The organism is Pseudomonas mohnii, from assembly GCF_900105115.1.
Classification (GTDB): Bacteria; Pseudomonadota; Gammaproteobacteria; order Pseudomonadales; family Pseudomonadaceae; genus Aquipseudomonas; species Aquipseudomonas mohnii.
In genome coordinates, this window is the sequence record NZ_FNRV01000001.1 from 4,221,537 (window position 1) to 4,238,091 (window position 16,555).

At 59.5% G+C, this 16,555-nt stretch carries 12 protein-coding genes; 1 reads left to right on the forward strand and 11 read right to left on the reverse strand.

The features are described from left to right. Nucleotides 1-290 precede the first annotated feature (290 nt). Nucleotides 291-644, forward strand: coding sequence for a BON domain-containing protein (locus BLV61_RS19665; RefSeq protein ID WP_047533355.1), 354 nt, complete (start codon nt 291-293; stop codon nt 642-644). A 189-nt stretch (nt 645-833) separates the two neighbouring features. Here BLV61_RS19665 and BLV61_RS19670 read toward each other — a convergent pair whose 3' ends face one another. The 11 genes from BLV61_RS19670 to BLV61_RS19720 form a co-directional block, all read right to left on the reverse strand. Beyond that, nucleotides 834-3,788 carry a DUF748 domain-containing protein gene (locus BLV61_RS19670; RefSeq protein WP_090467003.1) on the reverse strand — a complete coding sequence of 985 codons (2,955 nt, stop codon included), beginning with the start codon at nt 3,786-3,788 and terminating at the stop codon, nt 834-836. A gap of 93 nt (nt 3,789-3,881) precedes the next feature. Beyond that, nucleotides 3,882-4,898: a class I SAM-dependent rRNA methyltransferase gene (locus BLV61_RS19675; protein ID WP_047533351.1), complete on the reverse strand. Its 1,017-nt coding sequence runs from the start codon at nt 4,896-4,898 to the stop codon at nt 3,882-3,884. Nucleotides 4,899-5,022: 124 nt separating this feature from the next. Next, complete coding sequence (locus tag BLV61_RS19680) at nt 5,023-5,895, reverse strand: oxygenase MpaB family protein (RefSeq protein WP_047533348.1); 873 nt, start codon at nt 5,893-5,895, stop codon at nt 5,023-5,025. Between the two features lie 50 nt (nt 5,896-5,945). After that, a complete protein-coding gene (gene acs / locus BLV61_RS19685) occupies nt 5,946-7,883 on the reverse strand; it encodes an acetate--CoA ligase (protein ID WP_047533345.1) in 1,938 nt (645 codons plus the stop codon). A 110-nt stretch (nt 7,884-7,993) separates the two neighbouring features. Continuing rightward, entirely contained in the window at nt 7,994-9,658 is a 1,665-nt protein-coding gene (gene pgi, locus BLV61_RS19690) for a glucose-6-phosphate isomerase (protein WP_047533342.1), read from the reverse strand. A 246-nt stretch (nt 9,659-9,904) separates the two neighbouring features. Further along, entirely contained in the window at nt 9,905-10,285 is a 381-nt protein-coding gene (gene panD / locus BLV61_RS19695; protein ID WP_090467006.1) for an aspartate 1-decarboxylase, read from the reverse strand. Between the two features lie 210 nt (nt 10,286-10,495). Further along, on the reverse strand, nt 10,496-11,350 hold the full coding sequence (gene panC, locus BLV61_RS19700) for a pantoate--beta-alanine ligase (protein WP_047533340.1): 855 nt from the start codon (nt 11,348-11,350) through the stop codon (nt 10,496-10,498). Then, a complete protein-coding gene (panB, locus tag BLV61_RS19705; protein WP_090467009.1) occupies nt 11,347-12,147 on the reverse strand; it encodes a 3-methyl-2-oxobutanoate hydroxymethyltransferase in 801 nt (266 codons plus the stop codon). Before panB ends, panC begins: the two co-directional genes overlap by 4 nt. 298 nt (nt 12,148-12,445) lie before the next feature. After that, on the reverse strand, nt 12,446-12,931 hold the full coding sequence (folK, locus tag BLV61_RS19710) for a 2-amino-4-hydroxy-6-hydroxymethyldihydropteridine diphosphokinase (protein ID WP_090467012.1): 486 nt from the start codon (nt 12,929-12,931) through the stop codon (nt 12,446-12,448). 3 nt (nt 12,932-12,934) lie between these two features. Next, entirely contained in the window at nt 12,935-14,335 is a 1,401-nt protein-coding gene (locus BLV61_RS19715) for a polynucleotide adenylyltransferase PcnB (protein WP_047533333.1), read from the reverse strand. 773 nt (nt 14,336-15,108) lie between these two features. Then, a complete protein-coding gene (locus tag BLV61_RS19720; protein ID WP_047533330.1) occupies nt 15,109-16,545 on the reverse strand; it encodes a sigma-54-dependent transcriptional regulator in 1,437 nt (478 codons plus the stop codon). Between the last annotated feature and the right edge of the window lie 10 nt (nt 16,546-16,555).

The window sequence follows — 16,555 nt, forward strand, 5'->3', positions numbered from 1 at the left end:
ATACCCCGCCGTTCGCGGGGTATTTTTGTGTCCGGCTTCACAGCAAATGAGGCTTGAAGAAAAACCGCGTTAATTCATGGCCTTAGGCCTGCGGCAAAACCCGCAACTTGCATGTAGAGATTTTCAAAGTCATGCATTTTGCATGATTCCGGAATATGGCAAATTTTATAAGTGATTGATTTATATCAGTTTATTGTCTGTTTCAAAGTTGGCATAGCGTTCGCACTCTCTCTGGTAACCCTGCTGAAAAGAAATCCAGCAGACTTTCCAGAAAAACAGGAGTTACTCGTATGAAGAAGTTCGCTATCGCTGCCGCCACTGTTACCGCGCTGACCCTGACCATGGCCAATGCTGCATTTGCACAGACTCAAGCCACCCAGGCACCCATGATGCTGGCGGCCGGTGAGATGACCAAAGCCGAGGAAGCTACTTCCGATACCTGGATTACGACCAAAGTCAAAAGTGACCTGCTCACCGAAAAAGGCATCCCTGGCACCGACATCAAAGTTGAAACCAATAAGGGTGTCGTGTCTCTGTCATCCACCGTTGCGGTGACTGACGCTCAGAAAGCCACTGCCGTGGCGATCACCAAAAAAATCAAAGGCGTCAAAGCGGTCTCCGCTGACGGCCTGAAAGCCGAATAAGGCACGACTTCTCGCCTGGACTGGGAGAAGGCGCGGCAGGCGGGCCGAGCTATACGCCTGTCGCCTCTGAGGAGTTCATGCGAACGGCCATACGGATGTGGCCATTACAGGCCCCGGCACTCGTGTCGGGGCCTGTTCTATTGTGGCGTCGCAAACGAACGGGAGATCGGTTCTAGCGTTGTCTTTGCTTCACTCGGCGTCCAGATGCAGTGGTGTAACGACCTTGCCGTCCTTTTCCGCTTCGCCCAGTTGGGCATCGATAAAGTACACGCGGTCATCGGCGAGTTGACCCTTGTCGACCAGATAATCCTTGATGCTGCTGGCGCGATCCTGCCCCAGCTGACGCAATAGCACGTCGCTGGTACTCCAGAACTTGATCACGTCGGCGCGCATCTTCGCCGTGCGTTCCTCCTTGCCCAGATCCTTCCATTCGGCGGGTGGCTGGGTCTTCAGGCGGGTGCGGTAGATCCCTTCCAGCAGCGGGCCCTTCTCGTTGTCCGGCACCACCAGCATCGAAGCCTGGGCGGGCACTTTGTCGCCGCGGCGCTGGAGCATTTTGTAGTAGTTGTACTGGTATTCCCGTTCCAGGCGTTGTTCGGCGATCAATGGGCCGTCGCTGCTTTGCGCCGCCGTGCCTTCGATCTCCAGACGCAGGGCCGGACGCTCCTTGAGCGCGTTGGATAATTTGACCAACGCCGCTTCAGCGTCCTTGCCCAGGTCGCTTGAGCCAGGTGCAAAAGACACACTACCCAGGTCTTCCGAGCCACCGCCGCTGACCAGCCCGCCAATCAGTTTGAAGGGAGCCGCCGCCGCTTTCACGATCAGGTTGCGCAAGGTCTGCCAGACGATCGGCATGACGCTGAACTGCGGATTATTGAGGTCGCCGGTGACCGGCAGTTCGATAGAAATCTTGCCGTCGACGTCCTTGAGCAAGGCAATCGCCAGTTTCAGCGGCAGGCTCACGGCGTCGGGGCTGTCGACTTTTTCGCCCAGTTGCAGTTGTTCGACCACCACTTTGTTCTCGGCTTTTAGCTGGCCTTTGGTGATCAGGTAATGCAGGTCAAGATTGAGTCGGCCCTTGCGGATACGGTAACCGGCGAACTTGCCGGAGTAGGGCGTCAGCGTGGTCAGTTCCACGCGTTTGAAACTGGTGGCGATGTCGAGGCTGGCCATCGGGTCGAACGGATTGACCGCTCCCTTGATGGTCACCGGTGCATAGCGGTCGACCTTGCCCTTGACGTCGACACTGGCGGGTTTGGCCTGGCGGCTGTCGATGGTGCCGATTTGCCCGTTGAGTTGTTGAACGGCGGTTGCAAAGTTTGGTGTCAGGCTGAAGTCGGCGAAATTGGCCGAACCGTCATTGATGGCAATCCCGCCGATATGAATACCCAGTGGCTTGTCCTTGCTGGCGGCGGGTTTGGCGGCAGCAGTCCTGGCGCCGGAATCGGCCGGTTGCGGGATCAGCAGATCATCGATGTTGGTGGTGCGGTCATCGTTGATCATGAATCGCACATAGGGCTGCATCAGGTTGATTCTGTCGATCGAGAGGCTATCACCGTGTTGATAGTTCAGGCCTTCGACCATGACCTGCTGCCATTTGAGAAAGTCGCGGGTTTTCAGGGTGTCGAGCGTATGCAGCTGATCAACCTGGGCGCGCCCGGTTACGCTGAAGGCCAAGGGTTCGGTGCTTTTCAGGTTGACCGCCAGATCGCTGCCGAGCATGCCGCTGCGCAGTTCCAGGCGTATGAATGGCGTGATGTAGGACTGGGCGACCCGCAGGTCGATGTCCTTGGTCTGGACATTGAGTCTGGCGCTGATCGGGGCCAGATTGACCTCCCCGTCTGCCAAAAGCTTGCCTTGTTTGCCTACGCCAGTATCGAGTTTGAGCGTAAAAGGCGAGCCATTGAGACTGTCGAACTTCTGAAGGTCGAGATTCAATGGTCCCAATTCCAGCGCGACGGCGGGTTGTGCCTTGCGGTCGGCCAGATGCACCTGATAGTCACGCAGTTGCACGTCGTTGAGCAGGACCTGCCACGGTTTGCTCGCTGGAGCAGGGGCGGGCTTGGGTGAATCGGCTGATGCCGGCGTGCTGGCCGGTTCGGCCTTGGCCTTGGCGGCGGGTTTGGATGGCTGGCTGGCGAACAGCTTCTGCCAATCGAGTTGGCCATCAGCCTCCAGTGCCGCCCAGGTTTCCAGTTTACGGCTGCGGATCTTGCCGACCACCACCTGCTGTTTGGCCAGGTCCACGGTGGTATCGCTGATGTCCAGTCGCTCAAGCTTCACCAGTGGCCGTCCATCCGGCGCCTTGATGGAGAAGGGCGCAACGCTGACCGCGACATTGCTCAGCAGCAACTCGGTCTGCTTGGACAGGTTGAGTTTGTAGTCGGTGCTGATATTGACCACACCGCTTTCCAGGTCCAGGGGCACTGCGTCGCGCACGTAGGGCCAGAAGGATTTCATCTTGCCGTCAGTGATTTTCAGCTTACCTTCGGAGGCAATCGGGATCAGGCTGAAGTTACCCGTCCAGTCGACCTGCCCGCCGCCCGGGCCGATGGCGACCAATGTCATGTCGGCACTGTCTTCGGGCCGGGTACTGAGGTTTTTCAGCTCGAAATCGAGTTTGTCGTAGATAAATTCGATGGGTTCGCTGGGGCGCTCATCCTTGAAGTGCACGACACCACCGGCCAGATTGATCCGGTCTATGCGTAGCGGGAACGGTTTTGCATCGGGATCGGCGGGCGTCGGTTCGCTCTGTGGCAGTTTGAACAACCCGAGCAGGTTGAGTTTGCCGTCCTTGCCGAAGAGGATCTCGGTCTTGGATTTTTCCAGTTCGATATCGGACAGATGCAGCGTCTTGGTCCAGAGGCTATCGAGTTGCAGGTTGGCGTACAGGCGTTCGAAGCCGATCTGCTCCTTGCCGGGCTCGCCGATACTCAAGCCCCAAAGTGTCACTTCAAGGCTGAACGGGTTGAGTTCGATCCGCTGGAGAGTGGCGGGCATCGTGGCGTAGTTGGCCAGTTGTTGGTTGGCAATACGCAGGGCGATGCCCGGTAAAATCAGAAACCCCAGCAGACTGTAGAGCGCCAGAGCAGTCAACAAGGCGCCAATGGCGCGAATCAATCCTTTGTACATGTGTGGCTTCATCTGTCTGAATCGGAGTGCCTTGGAGTATGGCACGCGATTCCGGTTCCGAAGCAAACAGCCTGCTCAGGATTTTTCAGATTTGTCTGACACGGATCAAAGCTGCAGGATCAGGGTTTTCAGTGGCGGTTGCTGATCCATCGACGGGAAATCGGCCCCGGGTTTCATCACCGTCCACTCTCGCACCGGCCGCCCGGCTTTCTCGGCACAACGTAAAACCTGTTCACGCCAGTCGTCCATGCTGACTTTTGCCAGGTTGTTGCAGCAGATCAGCACGCCATTGTCGGCGGTGGTCAACAGGGCGGGTTTGAGCAGGCTCTGGTAGTCGCGCAGCAGGTCGACGGTGCCGAAAGCACTCTTGGCCCAGGCCGGTGGATCGAGCAGTACCAGATCATATTGGCGCTGTTCCAGGCGCTGATAGCTTGGCAGTTTCTGCCCGCGTCGCTGGCTGATCGGCAGGCCGGCCAATTGGCGGATGGCCGGGAAGTAATCGGACTGAATGAACGTCATGGTCGGCAATTGCGGGTTGAGCAGGCCATTTTCACGACCGACTGCTAGATTGCCTTCGGCGAAGTCCAGGTTGCACACCTCGCTGGCGCCACCGGCCGCGGCACTGAGGCCGACCCCACAGGTGTAGGCGAACAGGTTCAGCACACTTTTGTTTTTGCTGTGGTCCTTGACCCAGCCGCGCGTGTTGCGCAAGTCGAGGAACAGCAAAGGGTCTTGCCCGGCGTGGCGTCCGCGGACCCGGTAATTGAGCCCCCACTCGTGGCCGACCAGATCTTGCAGGGCCGCTTCGTCGGCGCGGTAGACGGTGTCTTCGCGATCGATACGCGAGTTGCCACGGGAGCGGTCGTTGTAGACCAGCAGCAAGTCGAGGCCCAGATGCTGGCTGACGATTTCATGCAGTTGCAGCAGCGCCTCGCGTTCCAGCGACTGGTGGAAGCTTTGCACCAACAGTTGCGGGCCGTAGCGGTCAATCGTCAGGCCCCCGGCGCCTTCCTGGCTGCCATGGAACAGGCGATAGCAGTCGGTGCCTTGCTGGTGCAGTTCGGCCAGCAGGTCCTGGCGATGTTCAAGGGCGGCGCGCAGCGCCTGATTCAAGGAAGACATGCTGGGCGCCTTGCAGGAGAGAATTTGGCGCGGGAGTTTAGCAGTTACTGAGGTTGAAGCTTCAAGCTTCAAGCTTCAAGTTTGCGGCTTGCAGCTTGCAGCTTGCGGCTTGCAGCTCTGAGCATCAGGTCAATAACCCCATCCGTCGCTTGGCACGTTGCACCGAGCCATTGCGCACCGCCCAACGCAGCATCGGTGCGCTGCGATTGACGCTGGCGCGGATCAGCTTGCGTTGCAACGGGCTCTGGCTGACGCCGAGCAGGTCACTGGCCCAGTCCGGTAGCAGATCGATCCCGGCCTGCATCATCATCCCCCCGAAAGGCTTGGCCAAACGGCTGGGAGAGGGGGCGTTCAAGAGCAGCCGCAAGACTTCGCGACTGCGTTCGTCGCACAACAGTTGCGGGCGGATTTGCTCCAGATACTCGGCCACGGCCCGCCGGGAACGGGGCACATCGCGGGCCCCCAGGCGTTCGGCGACCAGGGCGATTTCAGCGTAGTAGCTATCCTGATCGGCTGGAGAAAGGTGCGGGTTGCGATAGCGCAGGTGCGCGGCGAGGAAGTTGCTGACTTCGGCCACATGCACCCAGGTCAGCAGGTCGGGGTCGCTGGCGGCATAGGGGCGCCCATCGGGCGCCGTGCCGGTCACTTGCAGATGAATGGTGCGGACCTTCTCGATCAGCCAGTCAGCGTCCTGTCGCGAACCGAAGGTGGTGCCGGAAATAAACTGTCCGGTGCGGCGCAGGCGACCGAGCATGTCCTCGCGAAAATTCGAATGGTCCCACACTCCGGCCAGTGCCAGCGGATGCAAGGCTTGCAGCATCAGGGCGCTAATACCGCCGATGAGCATGCTGCTGAAGTCGCCGTGAACCTGCCAACTCACCGAGTCAGGCCCGAACAGGCCCGGATCGCCTTTGGGGTTTTCCAGGTCGAGCTTGCCCAGGGACAGACCGGTCAGGCTCATGATTTGGCTTTCGATACGGCTGCGGATGAATTCCATGGGGGCTCAGTAAGTTTCTGTAGGAGCGAGCTTGCTCCTACAAAGGTTCGTTATGGGTTCAGGCGTTTGTCGATCAAGCCCTGCACTACGCTTGGGTCGGCCAGGGTCGAGGTATCCCCCAGGCTGTCCAGTTCGTTGCAGGCGATCTTGCGCAGGATACGCCGCATGATCTTGCCCGAACGGGTTTTCGGCAAGGCTGGCGCCCACTGAATCAGGTCCGGCTTGGCGAAGCTGCCGATTTCCTTGCTGACATGGGCCAGTAATTCCTTTCTCAGTTCTTCGTCAGGCGTAATGCCGTCCATGGGGGTGACGAAGGCATAGATGCCTTGGCCCTTGACGTCATGGGGATAACCGACCACCGCGGCCTCGGCAATGCTGTCGTGCAGCACCAACGCGCTTTCCACCTCGGCGGTGCCGATACGATGCCCGGAAACGTTGATCACGTCGTCAATTCGCCCGGTAATCCAATAGTCGCCATCTTCGTCGCGGCGTGCGCCGTCACCGGTGAAGTAATAGCCGGGGTAGGGCTTGAAGTAGGTGTCGACCATTCGTTGCGGGTCGCGGTAGACGCTGCGGATCTGCGCTGGCCAACTCGATTTTATGGCCAGGACACCGCTGCCGGCGCCTTTGATTTCCTTGCCGTGCTCGTCGAGCAGCACCGGCTGCACGCCGAACATCGGTTGGGTGGCGCAGCCGGGTTTGATCCGTTGCGCGCTGACCAAGGGGCTGAGCATGATGCCGCCGGTTTCGGTCTGCCACCAGGTGTCGACGATCGGGCAACGCTCTTCGCCGACCACATGGAAGTACCACTCCCACGCTTCCGGGTTGATCGGCTCACCGACGCTGCCCAGCAGTCTGAGGCTTGCCCGCGAAGTGTCCTGCAACGGCCCGGCGCCTTCACGCATCAGTGCGCGCAGGGCCGTGGGGGCGGTGTAGAAGATGTTGACCTTGTGTTTATCGATCACTTGCCAGAAGCGCGAAGTGCTCGGGTAGCTCGGCACGCCTTCGAATATCAGTGTGGTCGCGCCATTGGCCAGCGGGCCATAGACGATGTAGCTGTGTCCGGTCACCCAGCCGACATCGGCGGTGCACCAGAACACTTCGCCATCGCGGTAGTCCAGCACGTATTTGAAGGTCATCGCTGCTTGCAGCAGATACCCACCGGTGGTGTGCAACACCCCCTTGGGTTTGCCGGTGCTGCCAGAGGTGTAGAGGATGAACAGTGGATCTTCGGCGTCCATCGGTTCGGGTGGGCAGTCGTCCGTGACATCGCGCAACGCCTGGTGGTACCAGATATCCCGGCCTTCGACCCAGTTCACCTGATTCTGTGTGCGCTCGACCACGATCACTGTGCTGACGCCAGGGCAACTTTGCAGCGCCTTGTCGACATTCTGTTTGAGTGGCACGAACTTGCCGCCGCGCACGCCTTCATCGGCGGTGATCACGGTGCGGCAGTCGGCGTCGAGAATCCGGTCGCGCAATGAATCGGGGGAGAAACCGCCGAACACGACGGAGTGCACCGCGCCGATGCGGGTACAGGCGAGCATGGCGAACGCCGCTTCGGGAATCATCGGCATGTAGATGCACACCCGGTCGCCTTTTTTTACGCCACGGCTTTTGAGCACGTTGGCCAGGCGACAGACGTTGTGATGCAATTTTTTGTAGGTGATCTGTGTGGATTCGGCGGGGTCGTCGCCTTCCCAGATAATCGCGGTTTGATCGCCGCGCTTTTCCAGATGACGGTCGATGCAGTTGTAACTGACGTTCAACTGGCCGCCGGCAAACCAACTGGCCTCACCGGTTTTCAGGTCATAGCGCTGGACGGTCTGCCAGGGTGCGCTCCAGTCGAGAAAACGGTTGGCCTGTTCGGCCCAGAAGGTACTGGGGTGTTCAATGGATTCGCGGTAAAGACGATGGTATTCGTCCTGACTCAACTGTGCAGCCCGGCGGACGGCATCGGCCTTGGGAAACGTGCTGATATCGAACATGACGGTTCCTCATTCTTGTTTTTGCGACAAGAGGGGAGCTGCGCGACCCTCGTAGAAGCTGGCAAGCCAGCTCCTACAAGGTTAGTACCACACGCAGGAATAGCGTCAAATCAGCCGCGGTGACGACCACGGAAGTAGTTGATCAAGCCTTGTGTGGACGCGTCGTCAGCCGGCGCTTCTTCGCTGCCAACCAGACGGTTGTAGACGCCCTTGCCCAACTCCTTGCCCAGCTCCACGCCCCACTGGTCGAAGGCGTTGATGCCCCAGATCACGCTTTGTACAAAGACCTTGTGCTCGTACATCGCCACCAGTGCGCCGAGGCGGCGCGGGCTGATGCGCTCGACCACCAGGGTGTTGCTCGGACGGTTGCCCGGGATCACTTTGTGTGGCGCGAGTCGTTGCACTTCGGCTTCGCTCATGCCCTTGTCACGCAGCTCGGCTTGCGCCTCGGCGAGGGTTTTGCCCAGCATCAGCGCCTGGCTTTGCGACAGGCAGTTGGCGTACAGCCACTGGTGGTGGTCGGCCACCGGGTTGAAGCTGACGATCGGCACAATGAAGTCGGCCGGAATCAATTGGGTGCCCTGGTGCAGCAACTGGTGGTAAGCGTGCTGACCGTTGCAACCCACGCCGCCCCAGATCACCGGCCCGGTATCGGTAGAAACGGCGGTGCCATCCTGGCGCACGCTCTTGCCGTTGGATTCCATGTCCAGCTGTTGCAAGTGCTTGGTGATGTTGCGCAGGTAGTGGTCGTACGGCAGGATCGCGTGGCTCTGGGCACCCCAGAAATTGCCATACCACACGCCGAGCAAGGCCAGCAGCACGGGCATGTTCTGTTCGAACGGCGCGGTCAGGAAGTGCTGGTCCATAGTGTAGGCACCGGACAGCAGTTCCTTGAAGTTCGACATGCCGATGGCCAGGGCAATCGGCAGACCAATGGCCGACCACAGCGAGTAACGCCCGCCCACCCAGTCCCACATCGGGAAGATGTTCTCTTCGCGGATACCGAAGGCCACGGCGGCAGCGTTGTTGCTTGAAACCGCGATGAAGTGACGATGCAGCTCGGCTTCCGAACCACCCTGGGCCAGGTACCAGGCGCGGGCGGCCTGGGCGTTTTTCAGGGTTTCGAGGGTGTTGAAGGATTTCGACGAGACGATGAACAGCGTGGTCTCGGCGCGCAATTTCATGGCCAGTTCGTGGAACTCGCTGCCGTCGATGTTTGCAAGGTAGTGGCAACGCACGCCTTTCTGGGCGTAGGCCAGCAGTGCCTCTGACACCAGTTCAGGGCCGAGGAACGAGCCACCGATGCCGATGTTCACCACATCGGTGATCGGTTTTTCGGTGTAACCGCGCCACAGACCGTCGTGGATGCGGCCGACGAGGTCAGTGATCTGGTTCAGCACCTTGTGCACTTCCGGCATCACGTTGACGCCGTTGACCGACAGCTTGTCGCCAACCGGGCGACGCAGGGCGGTGTGCAGGGCAGGGCGGCCTTCGGAGGCATTGACGATTTCGCCGTCGAACAGCGACTTGATCGCGCCCTTGAGGTCGACTTCGTTGGCCAGGCCAACCAGCAGCTTGCGGGTCTCGGCGTTGATCAGGTTTTTCGAATAATCGAGAAACAGGCCGCAGCTGCTGAGGGTGAATTGGGTAAAGCGCTGCGGGTCGGCATTGAAGGCCTCGCGCATGCTGAAATCCTGCATGGCCTGGCGGTGGTCATTCAACGCTTGCCAGGCAGGCAGAGCGGTAACGTCATGAGGGGTGCGGTAGTACGCCATCGCTGCGGGTTTCCTTTTTACTTGAACGGCTTTTATGACACTGAAAGTCCCGGAATGTCTCGGCCACATTGTGGACGAAGTCCGGTCAGCCTGCGTGCACACGATTAAATAGCGCAGACCGGTAACAGTAAACCTCGCGGGTTGATCTGTCTTGGCTTTGTCTGACCTGCGACCGGTACTTTTTTATACCGGTACGGCAGGCGAGGACAATAGAGAGGGGTCCGGGGTGGAGAATGGCGGGTTCGATCAGGCGACCTGAACCGGAACGGCGTTGCTGGTGTGGCTCAGTTCATTGCCCGGTGCCATGTAGAGCATGCGCGGCTTGAAATTGAGCAATTCGGCTTCGCTGTAATGGGCGTAAGCGCAGATGATCACGCGATCGCCGACCTTGGCCTTGTGCGCGGCGGCACCGTTAACCGAGATCATGCGCGAACCTTCTTCGCCACGGATGGCGTAGGTGGTGAAGCGCTCGCCGTTGTCGACGTTGTAAATCTGGATCTGTTCGTACTCACGAATGCCGGACAAATCCAGCCATTCGCCGTCGATGGCGCAGGAGCCTTCGTAATCGAGTACGGCATGGGTGACTTCGGCGCGGTGCAGCTTGGCTTTGAGCATGATGGCGTGCATGAGTGTTTCCCGGGTCGGAATCGAACGGCGGGCAGTTTGCCCGATGGCGTTGGGGGCGACAATACAGCTTGGAATTCAATTGACGGAGCAGTCGGAAACTCTGTGGGAGGGGGCCTGCTCGCGATGCCTGACTGTCAGCCAACACAGCTGTTGAATGTCAGTCCGTTATCGCGAGCAAGCTCGCTCCCACAGGAGTGGAGGCGCTCGGAATTATGCGTCGAGATTCAGGTGCAGGTTGTCGATCAACCGCGTCGTGCCCAGGAATGCCGCGACCAGAATCACCAGATCGCGGTCCTCGGGCGTTGCCGGACGCAAGGTCAACGCATGGCGAATTTCCAGATAATCCGGACGCAGGCCTGCCGTTTCGAGCTTTTGCAGTTGTGCGCGGATCAGGGTCGGATAATCGCGTTCACCCTGCTTGATCGACTCGGCGATCTCGCTCAGTGTGCGATACACCACCGGCGCAACGGCCCGCTGGTCTTCGTTGAGGAAACCGTTGCGCGATGACAGCGCCAGGCCGTCGGCCGCACGAACGGTCGGCTCGCCGATGATCTGGATCGGCATGTTCAGGTCATGGGCCAGCGCACGAATCACCGCCAGTTGCTGGAAGTCTTTCTGACCGAAGATCGCCAGGTCCGGCTGGACCATGTTGAACAGCTTGCTGACCACTGTCGCCACGCCCTCGAAATGCCCCGGACGGCTGGCGCCGCACAGGCCTTCTGACAGTTGTGGGACGCTGACGCGGGTCTGGCCCGCCATGCCGTCGGGGTACATCTCTTCAACGGTGGGTGCGAACAGCAAGTGGCAGCCGGCCTGGAGCAGTTTCTCCTGATCGGCGGCGAGGGTGCGCGGGTACTTGTCGAGGTCTTCGCCGGCACCGAACTGCAACGGGTTGACGAAAATGCTCGCGACCACGAAATCCGCTCGTTGCGAGGCTTTGGTCACCAGTGCGATATGACCACTGTGCAGGTTGCCCATGGTCGGCACGAAAGCGATGCGCTTGCCTTCGCTGCGGGCGCGAGCCACGGCGGCTCGCAGTTCGCGTACGGTTTTTACGGTGTTCATGCAGAGAATCCGTGTTCGATGCCGGGGAAAGTTGCTGCTTTGACTTCAGTGACGTAGGCACTCAAGGCTGCGTGGATGCTCTCCTGGCCGGCCATGAAGTTCTTCACGAATTTGGGGACGCGGCCGGTCATGGACAGGCCCAGCATGTCGTGCAGGACCAGTACCTGACCGTCGGTGCGATGGCCGGCGCCGATGCCGATCACTGGAATCTTTACCGCTTGGGTGATTTCCTCGGCCAGTTCGCTGGGAACGCACTCGAGCAGCAGCATTGCCGCGCCGGCCTGTTCCAGCGAAATCGCATCGGCACGCATCTGCCGCGCCTGGTTTTCGTTACGACCCTGGACTTTGTAGCCGCCGAGGATGTTCACCGATTGTGGCGTCAGGCCCATGTGCGCGCACACCGGGATGCCGCGTTCGGCGAGCAGACGGATCGAATCCGCCAACCACAACGCGCCTTCGACCTTGATCATGTGCGCGCCGGCCTGCATCAACAGAGCGCTGTTGGTCATGGCCTGTTCGGTGGTGGCATAGGCCATGAATGGCAGGTCGGCGAGGATCAACGCATCGGTGTTACCGCGTTTGACCGCGGCCACGTGGTAAGCCATTTCGGCGGTCGTGACCGGCAGGGTGCTGTCGTGACCTTGCAAAACCATGCCGAGGGAGTCGCCCACCAGCAAAACTTCAACGCCAGCCTGATTGCAGGCGTGGGCGAAGGTCGCGTCATAGCAGGTCAGCATGGTGATTTTTTCACCTTTTTGCTTGAGACCTTGCAGCGTGGTCAGGGTGATGGCTGGCATGAAAAGTTCCTCATTCAGGCGCTGTGGAAACTACTGCGAGTAACGCGCGTGATTCTTCGTTAAATACAGGCGCACGTTCTTTTGTCGTGCTTGTAAGGCCTGGATTGCGCCCTTCAACGCCGTGTTGACGGCAACGGGACGCCTATAGTCGTGAGGAGAACTCGGGAAGTCAATTGGGTGTGTTACCGCCTTGTTACGTCTGGGGTGTTACCGGGGTTACTGATGCGATTCAGCAAGTTCTGTAGGACTGACACCGCACCAATGTAGGAACGGGCTCGCTCCCACAGGGGTATTGGGGTCAATTTGGGGGCAGGCGTTCCAGGCCGACGAACGGGCATGCGGCGAGCAGTTCGCTGAGGAAGCGACCATCGGCCAAACGCAGATCGGCTGGCGCCAACTCCGCCAGCGGATACAGGACAAAGGCTCGTTCCTGCATATGGTAGTGCGGCACCTTCAGGCGAGGCTCATCGATCAACCGATCACCGAACAGCACGATATCGAGATCCAGGGTGCGTGGCCCCCAGCGTTCAAGGCGTTCGCGGCCTTGCTCGTTCTCGATGGCTTGCAGCGCATCCAGCAGCTCCAGCGGTGCCAGGGCACTGTCGAGGGCGGCGACCGCGTTGGTGTAGCGCGGTTGTCCAGGAAGCAGCGAGTCGCTTTGATAAAACCCGGAAACACCGACCAGTACCGATCGCGGCAGCCGGGCCAGTGCGGCGACGGCACTGCGCAACTGTTCGGCGGGGGCCGCCAGATTGCTGCCCATGCCGATGTAGATGCGTTCCATGGATTATTCGCCCGTGTTGCTCGAGGCGCCCGCGGCGCGCTTGCGCTTGGAGCCACCACTGCGGCGACGCTTGCGCGGTGCGCCGGTGCCGTCATCCTTGCCGCTGAGGTCGCGGATCATGTCGCGACGCTCGCTTTCATTGGCATCCTGATAATCCGTCCACCATTCGCCCAGGCCATCAGTCTGCTCGCCCGCGCTTTCGCGCAGCAGCAGGAAGTCGTAACCGGCACGGAATCGTGGGTTGTCCAGCAGCAGGTCGGCACGTTTACCGCTGCGACGGGGCAGACGCTCCTGCATGTCCCAGATCTCTCGGATCGGCATGGTGAAGCGTTTTGGAATGGCGATGCGCTGGCATTGTTCGGCAATCAACTCGTGGGCCGCTTCCTGCATCGCCGGAATCGGCGGCATGCCACGTTCCTGCAGGCGCAACACACGCGCTGGCAGCGCAGGCCAGAGCAGCGCGGCAAACAGGAACGCCGGCGTCACCGGTTTGTTCTGCTTGATGCGCAAGTCAGTATTGATCAGCGCTTCGCTGATCAATGTGTGGGTGTAGGTCGGATTGTATTCCAGCGCTTCGGCACTGGCCGGGAACAGGGGGTCGAACAATTGCAGGTCGACCAGCATCTCGAAGGTGTCCGCGGCATGGCCGGAGAGGAACAGCTTGAGCACTTCTTCGAACAGGCGGGCTGACGGAATTTCGCGCAGCATCGGTGCCAGATCGCGGATGGGCACGGCGCTGTGTTTCTCGATGCCGAAATTCAACTTCGCTGCAAAACGCACGGCCCGCAGCATACGGACCGGGTCTTCCTGGTAGCGTTGCTTCGGATCGCCGATCAGACGGATCAGATGATTGCGAATGTCGTGTACGCCATTGGCGTAGTCGAGGATGCGTTCGCTGACCGGATCGTAGTAAAGGGCATTGATGGTGAAGTCGCGGCGTTGCGCGTCTTCTTCCAGGGTGCCGTAGACGTTGTCGCGCAGGATGCGCCCGCTTTCGTTGCGGGAAGACTGATTGCTGTCTTCCTCTTCGTCGTTTTGCGGGTGATTGGCGCGGAAGGTCGCGACTTCGATGATTTCGCGGCCGAAGTGGATGTGCACCAATTTGAACCGACGCCCGATGATCCGCGCATTGCGGAATTCGGCCCGTACCTGTTCAGGGGTGGCGCTGGTGGCGACATCGAAGTCTTTCGGCGTGATGCCTAGCAGCATGTCGCGCACACAGCCGCCGACCAGGTAGGCCTGGTAGCCGGCGCCCTGCAGGCGTTCGACGATATTCACCGCATAACGGCTGAATTGCGCCTTTTGCAGCGAGTGTTGGCCGCTGTTAAGCACTTCAGGTGTGCTGCGGATGTGTTGCGTACGACGCAGGGGAGTACGGAATGACTGGAACAGCTTCTTCAGCATGGGATGCACTGTTTGAAGGAATGTTCGGCCAAAAACGAAGAATGACCGCATGATGGGCGGGGATTCTAGCATTTAGTCGGGGGATGGTGTAGGAAGCTGCGAAAGCGCTTGAGGGAGATGTCTGGTAGGCACTGTGGCATGACGTCGGAAACGCTCAATCGCTTGGGATTGCCTCGTAACCCAGCGGGGGCAAGCCCACTCGCCAGAAACTACAAGGGGAGCCGAAGCTCCCCAAGAAGTAGTTGCATGCTCTGTTTTTATTATTGGTTTCGGGCTTTTTGTTTTTGTTAAGTGCCCTCGCCATGAAGTTTTCCTTCATGACCCTCCCAATCGGGAGCCAAGAGCAAACGGATTGCTTTGGTCGCTGTGTTGCGTTGATCTTGCGATCCAACCAGTACAGGCTCTGTCTTAAGACAGTTTTTTGTTGTTCTCGGCCTGGTCGTGGGGCAAGCCCCAAATACAACGCCTCTCCAAAAGAATCAGTTAGCTGCGCCTCTCGCCGTCTTGTTTTTATTGTGCGTGAGTCGATTCGTCTTATTTTTATTGTCTTGTGCATTGCTTGTTATTGTTCTTGTACCAAACATATAGCAGGGTGCGTGCCAACTTTTACAAACCCCAGTAAAACAAGGGCTTGCCTGTACTGGTGGGGTGGCTGACGGCCAAAAAAAGCCGGGGCTTCGTTACCGTAAGCCCCGGCTTCTGTTACGTGAAAAACCTGAGGTAACAGTTTCTTCACAAAATCATGTGTTACCCGCACATGAGACAGGTGGGGTTCAGCTTTCGCTGGCAACCCCGGTCTTGCGCCGTGGGATGCCCAGGCGCTGACGGCGTTCCCACAGGCATTTGCGGCTTACCCCGAGTTTGCGTGCCAGCTCGGTTTCGGTCATGTGGTCCTGATGTTCAAGGACGAAGTGCTGGAAGTAGTCTTCCAGGGACAGGTCTTCGGTCGGCTCGTGGCTGTTGTTGGCGGCACTGTTGCCTTGTTGCGGTGCCAGGCCGATGAATTCGTCGTCTTCCAGATCACTCAGCTCAATGTCGATGCCCAGCAGCTCGGCGGATATTTCCGGGCTCTCGCTCAGGATGACAGCGCGCTCGACGGCGTTTTCCAGTTCTCGAACGTTACCGGGCCATGAGTAATGGCGAATGGCTTGCTCGGCATCCGGGGCAAACTTCAGGTCGGTGCGGTTGATCCGCGCGCTCTGCCGCGCCAGGAATGCATTGGCGATTTCGTTGACGTCGGCACCGCGCTCACGCAGGGCCGGCAGTTTCAGCGCGATCACGTGGAGGCGGTAATACAAGTCTTCACGGAACTGGCCGACTTTCGCCAGGCTCTTGAGGTCGCGGTGAGTCGCGGCGATCAGGCGCACATCGACTTTCTGCGACTGTACCGAGCCCACCCGGCGAATTTCGCCTTCCTGCAGTACGCGCAGCAGGCGGGCCTGTGCTTCAAGTGGCAGTTCGCCGATTTCATCGAGGAACAGGGTGCCGCCGTCCGCCGCTTCCACCAGGCCGGCACGCCCGGCGCTCGCTCCGGTAAACGCACCTTTTTCATGACCGAACAGTTCGGACTCGATCAGGCTTTCCGGAATGGCCGCGCAGTTCACCGAGATCATCGGTGCCTTGGCGCGTTTCGACAGGTTGTGCAGGGCGCGCGCCACCAGCTCTTTACCGGTGCCGGACTCGCCCTGGATCAGGACATTGGAATCGGTCGGCGCCACTTTGCGGATCTTGCCATACAGGTCCTGCATCGGCGGGCAGGAGCCGATGATGCCGATTTCGCCGTTGCTGTTGTCGGTACCCGGTTTTGCCGCGCCGTTGGCGACTTTGCCGGCAACCGGTTCACCGCTGGCAGGCGTCGATTGCCGGTCACGCAGGATGCGTGCGACGGCCTGGAGCATTTCGTCGTGATCGAAAGGCTTGGCGATGTAGTCCACCGCGCCCATCTTCATCGAGTCGACCGCCGAGCGCAGGCTGGCGTAGCTGGTCATGATCAGCACCGGAGTGCCCTGGCCGAGTTTGATCAACTCGGTGCCCGGTGCGCCAGGCAAGCGCAGGTCACTGACGATCAGGTCGAACGTGGGAATGGTGAAGCGTTCTTGTGCTTCCTGCACTGAACCGGCTTCGCTGACCTGATACTGGTTGCGTTCCAGCAGGCGGCGCAAGGCGGAGCGGATAATCGTTTCGTCTTCGACGATCAAAATGTGCGGCATTGATTCGATA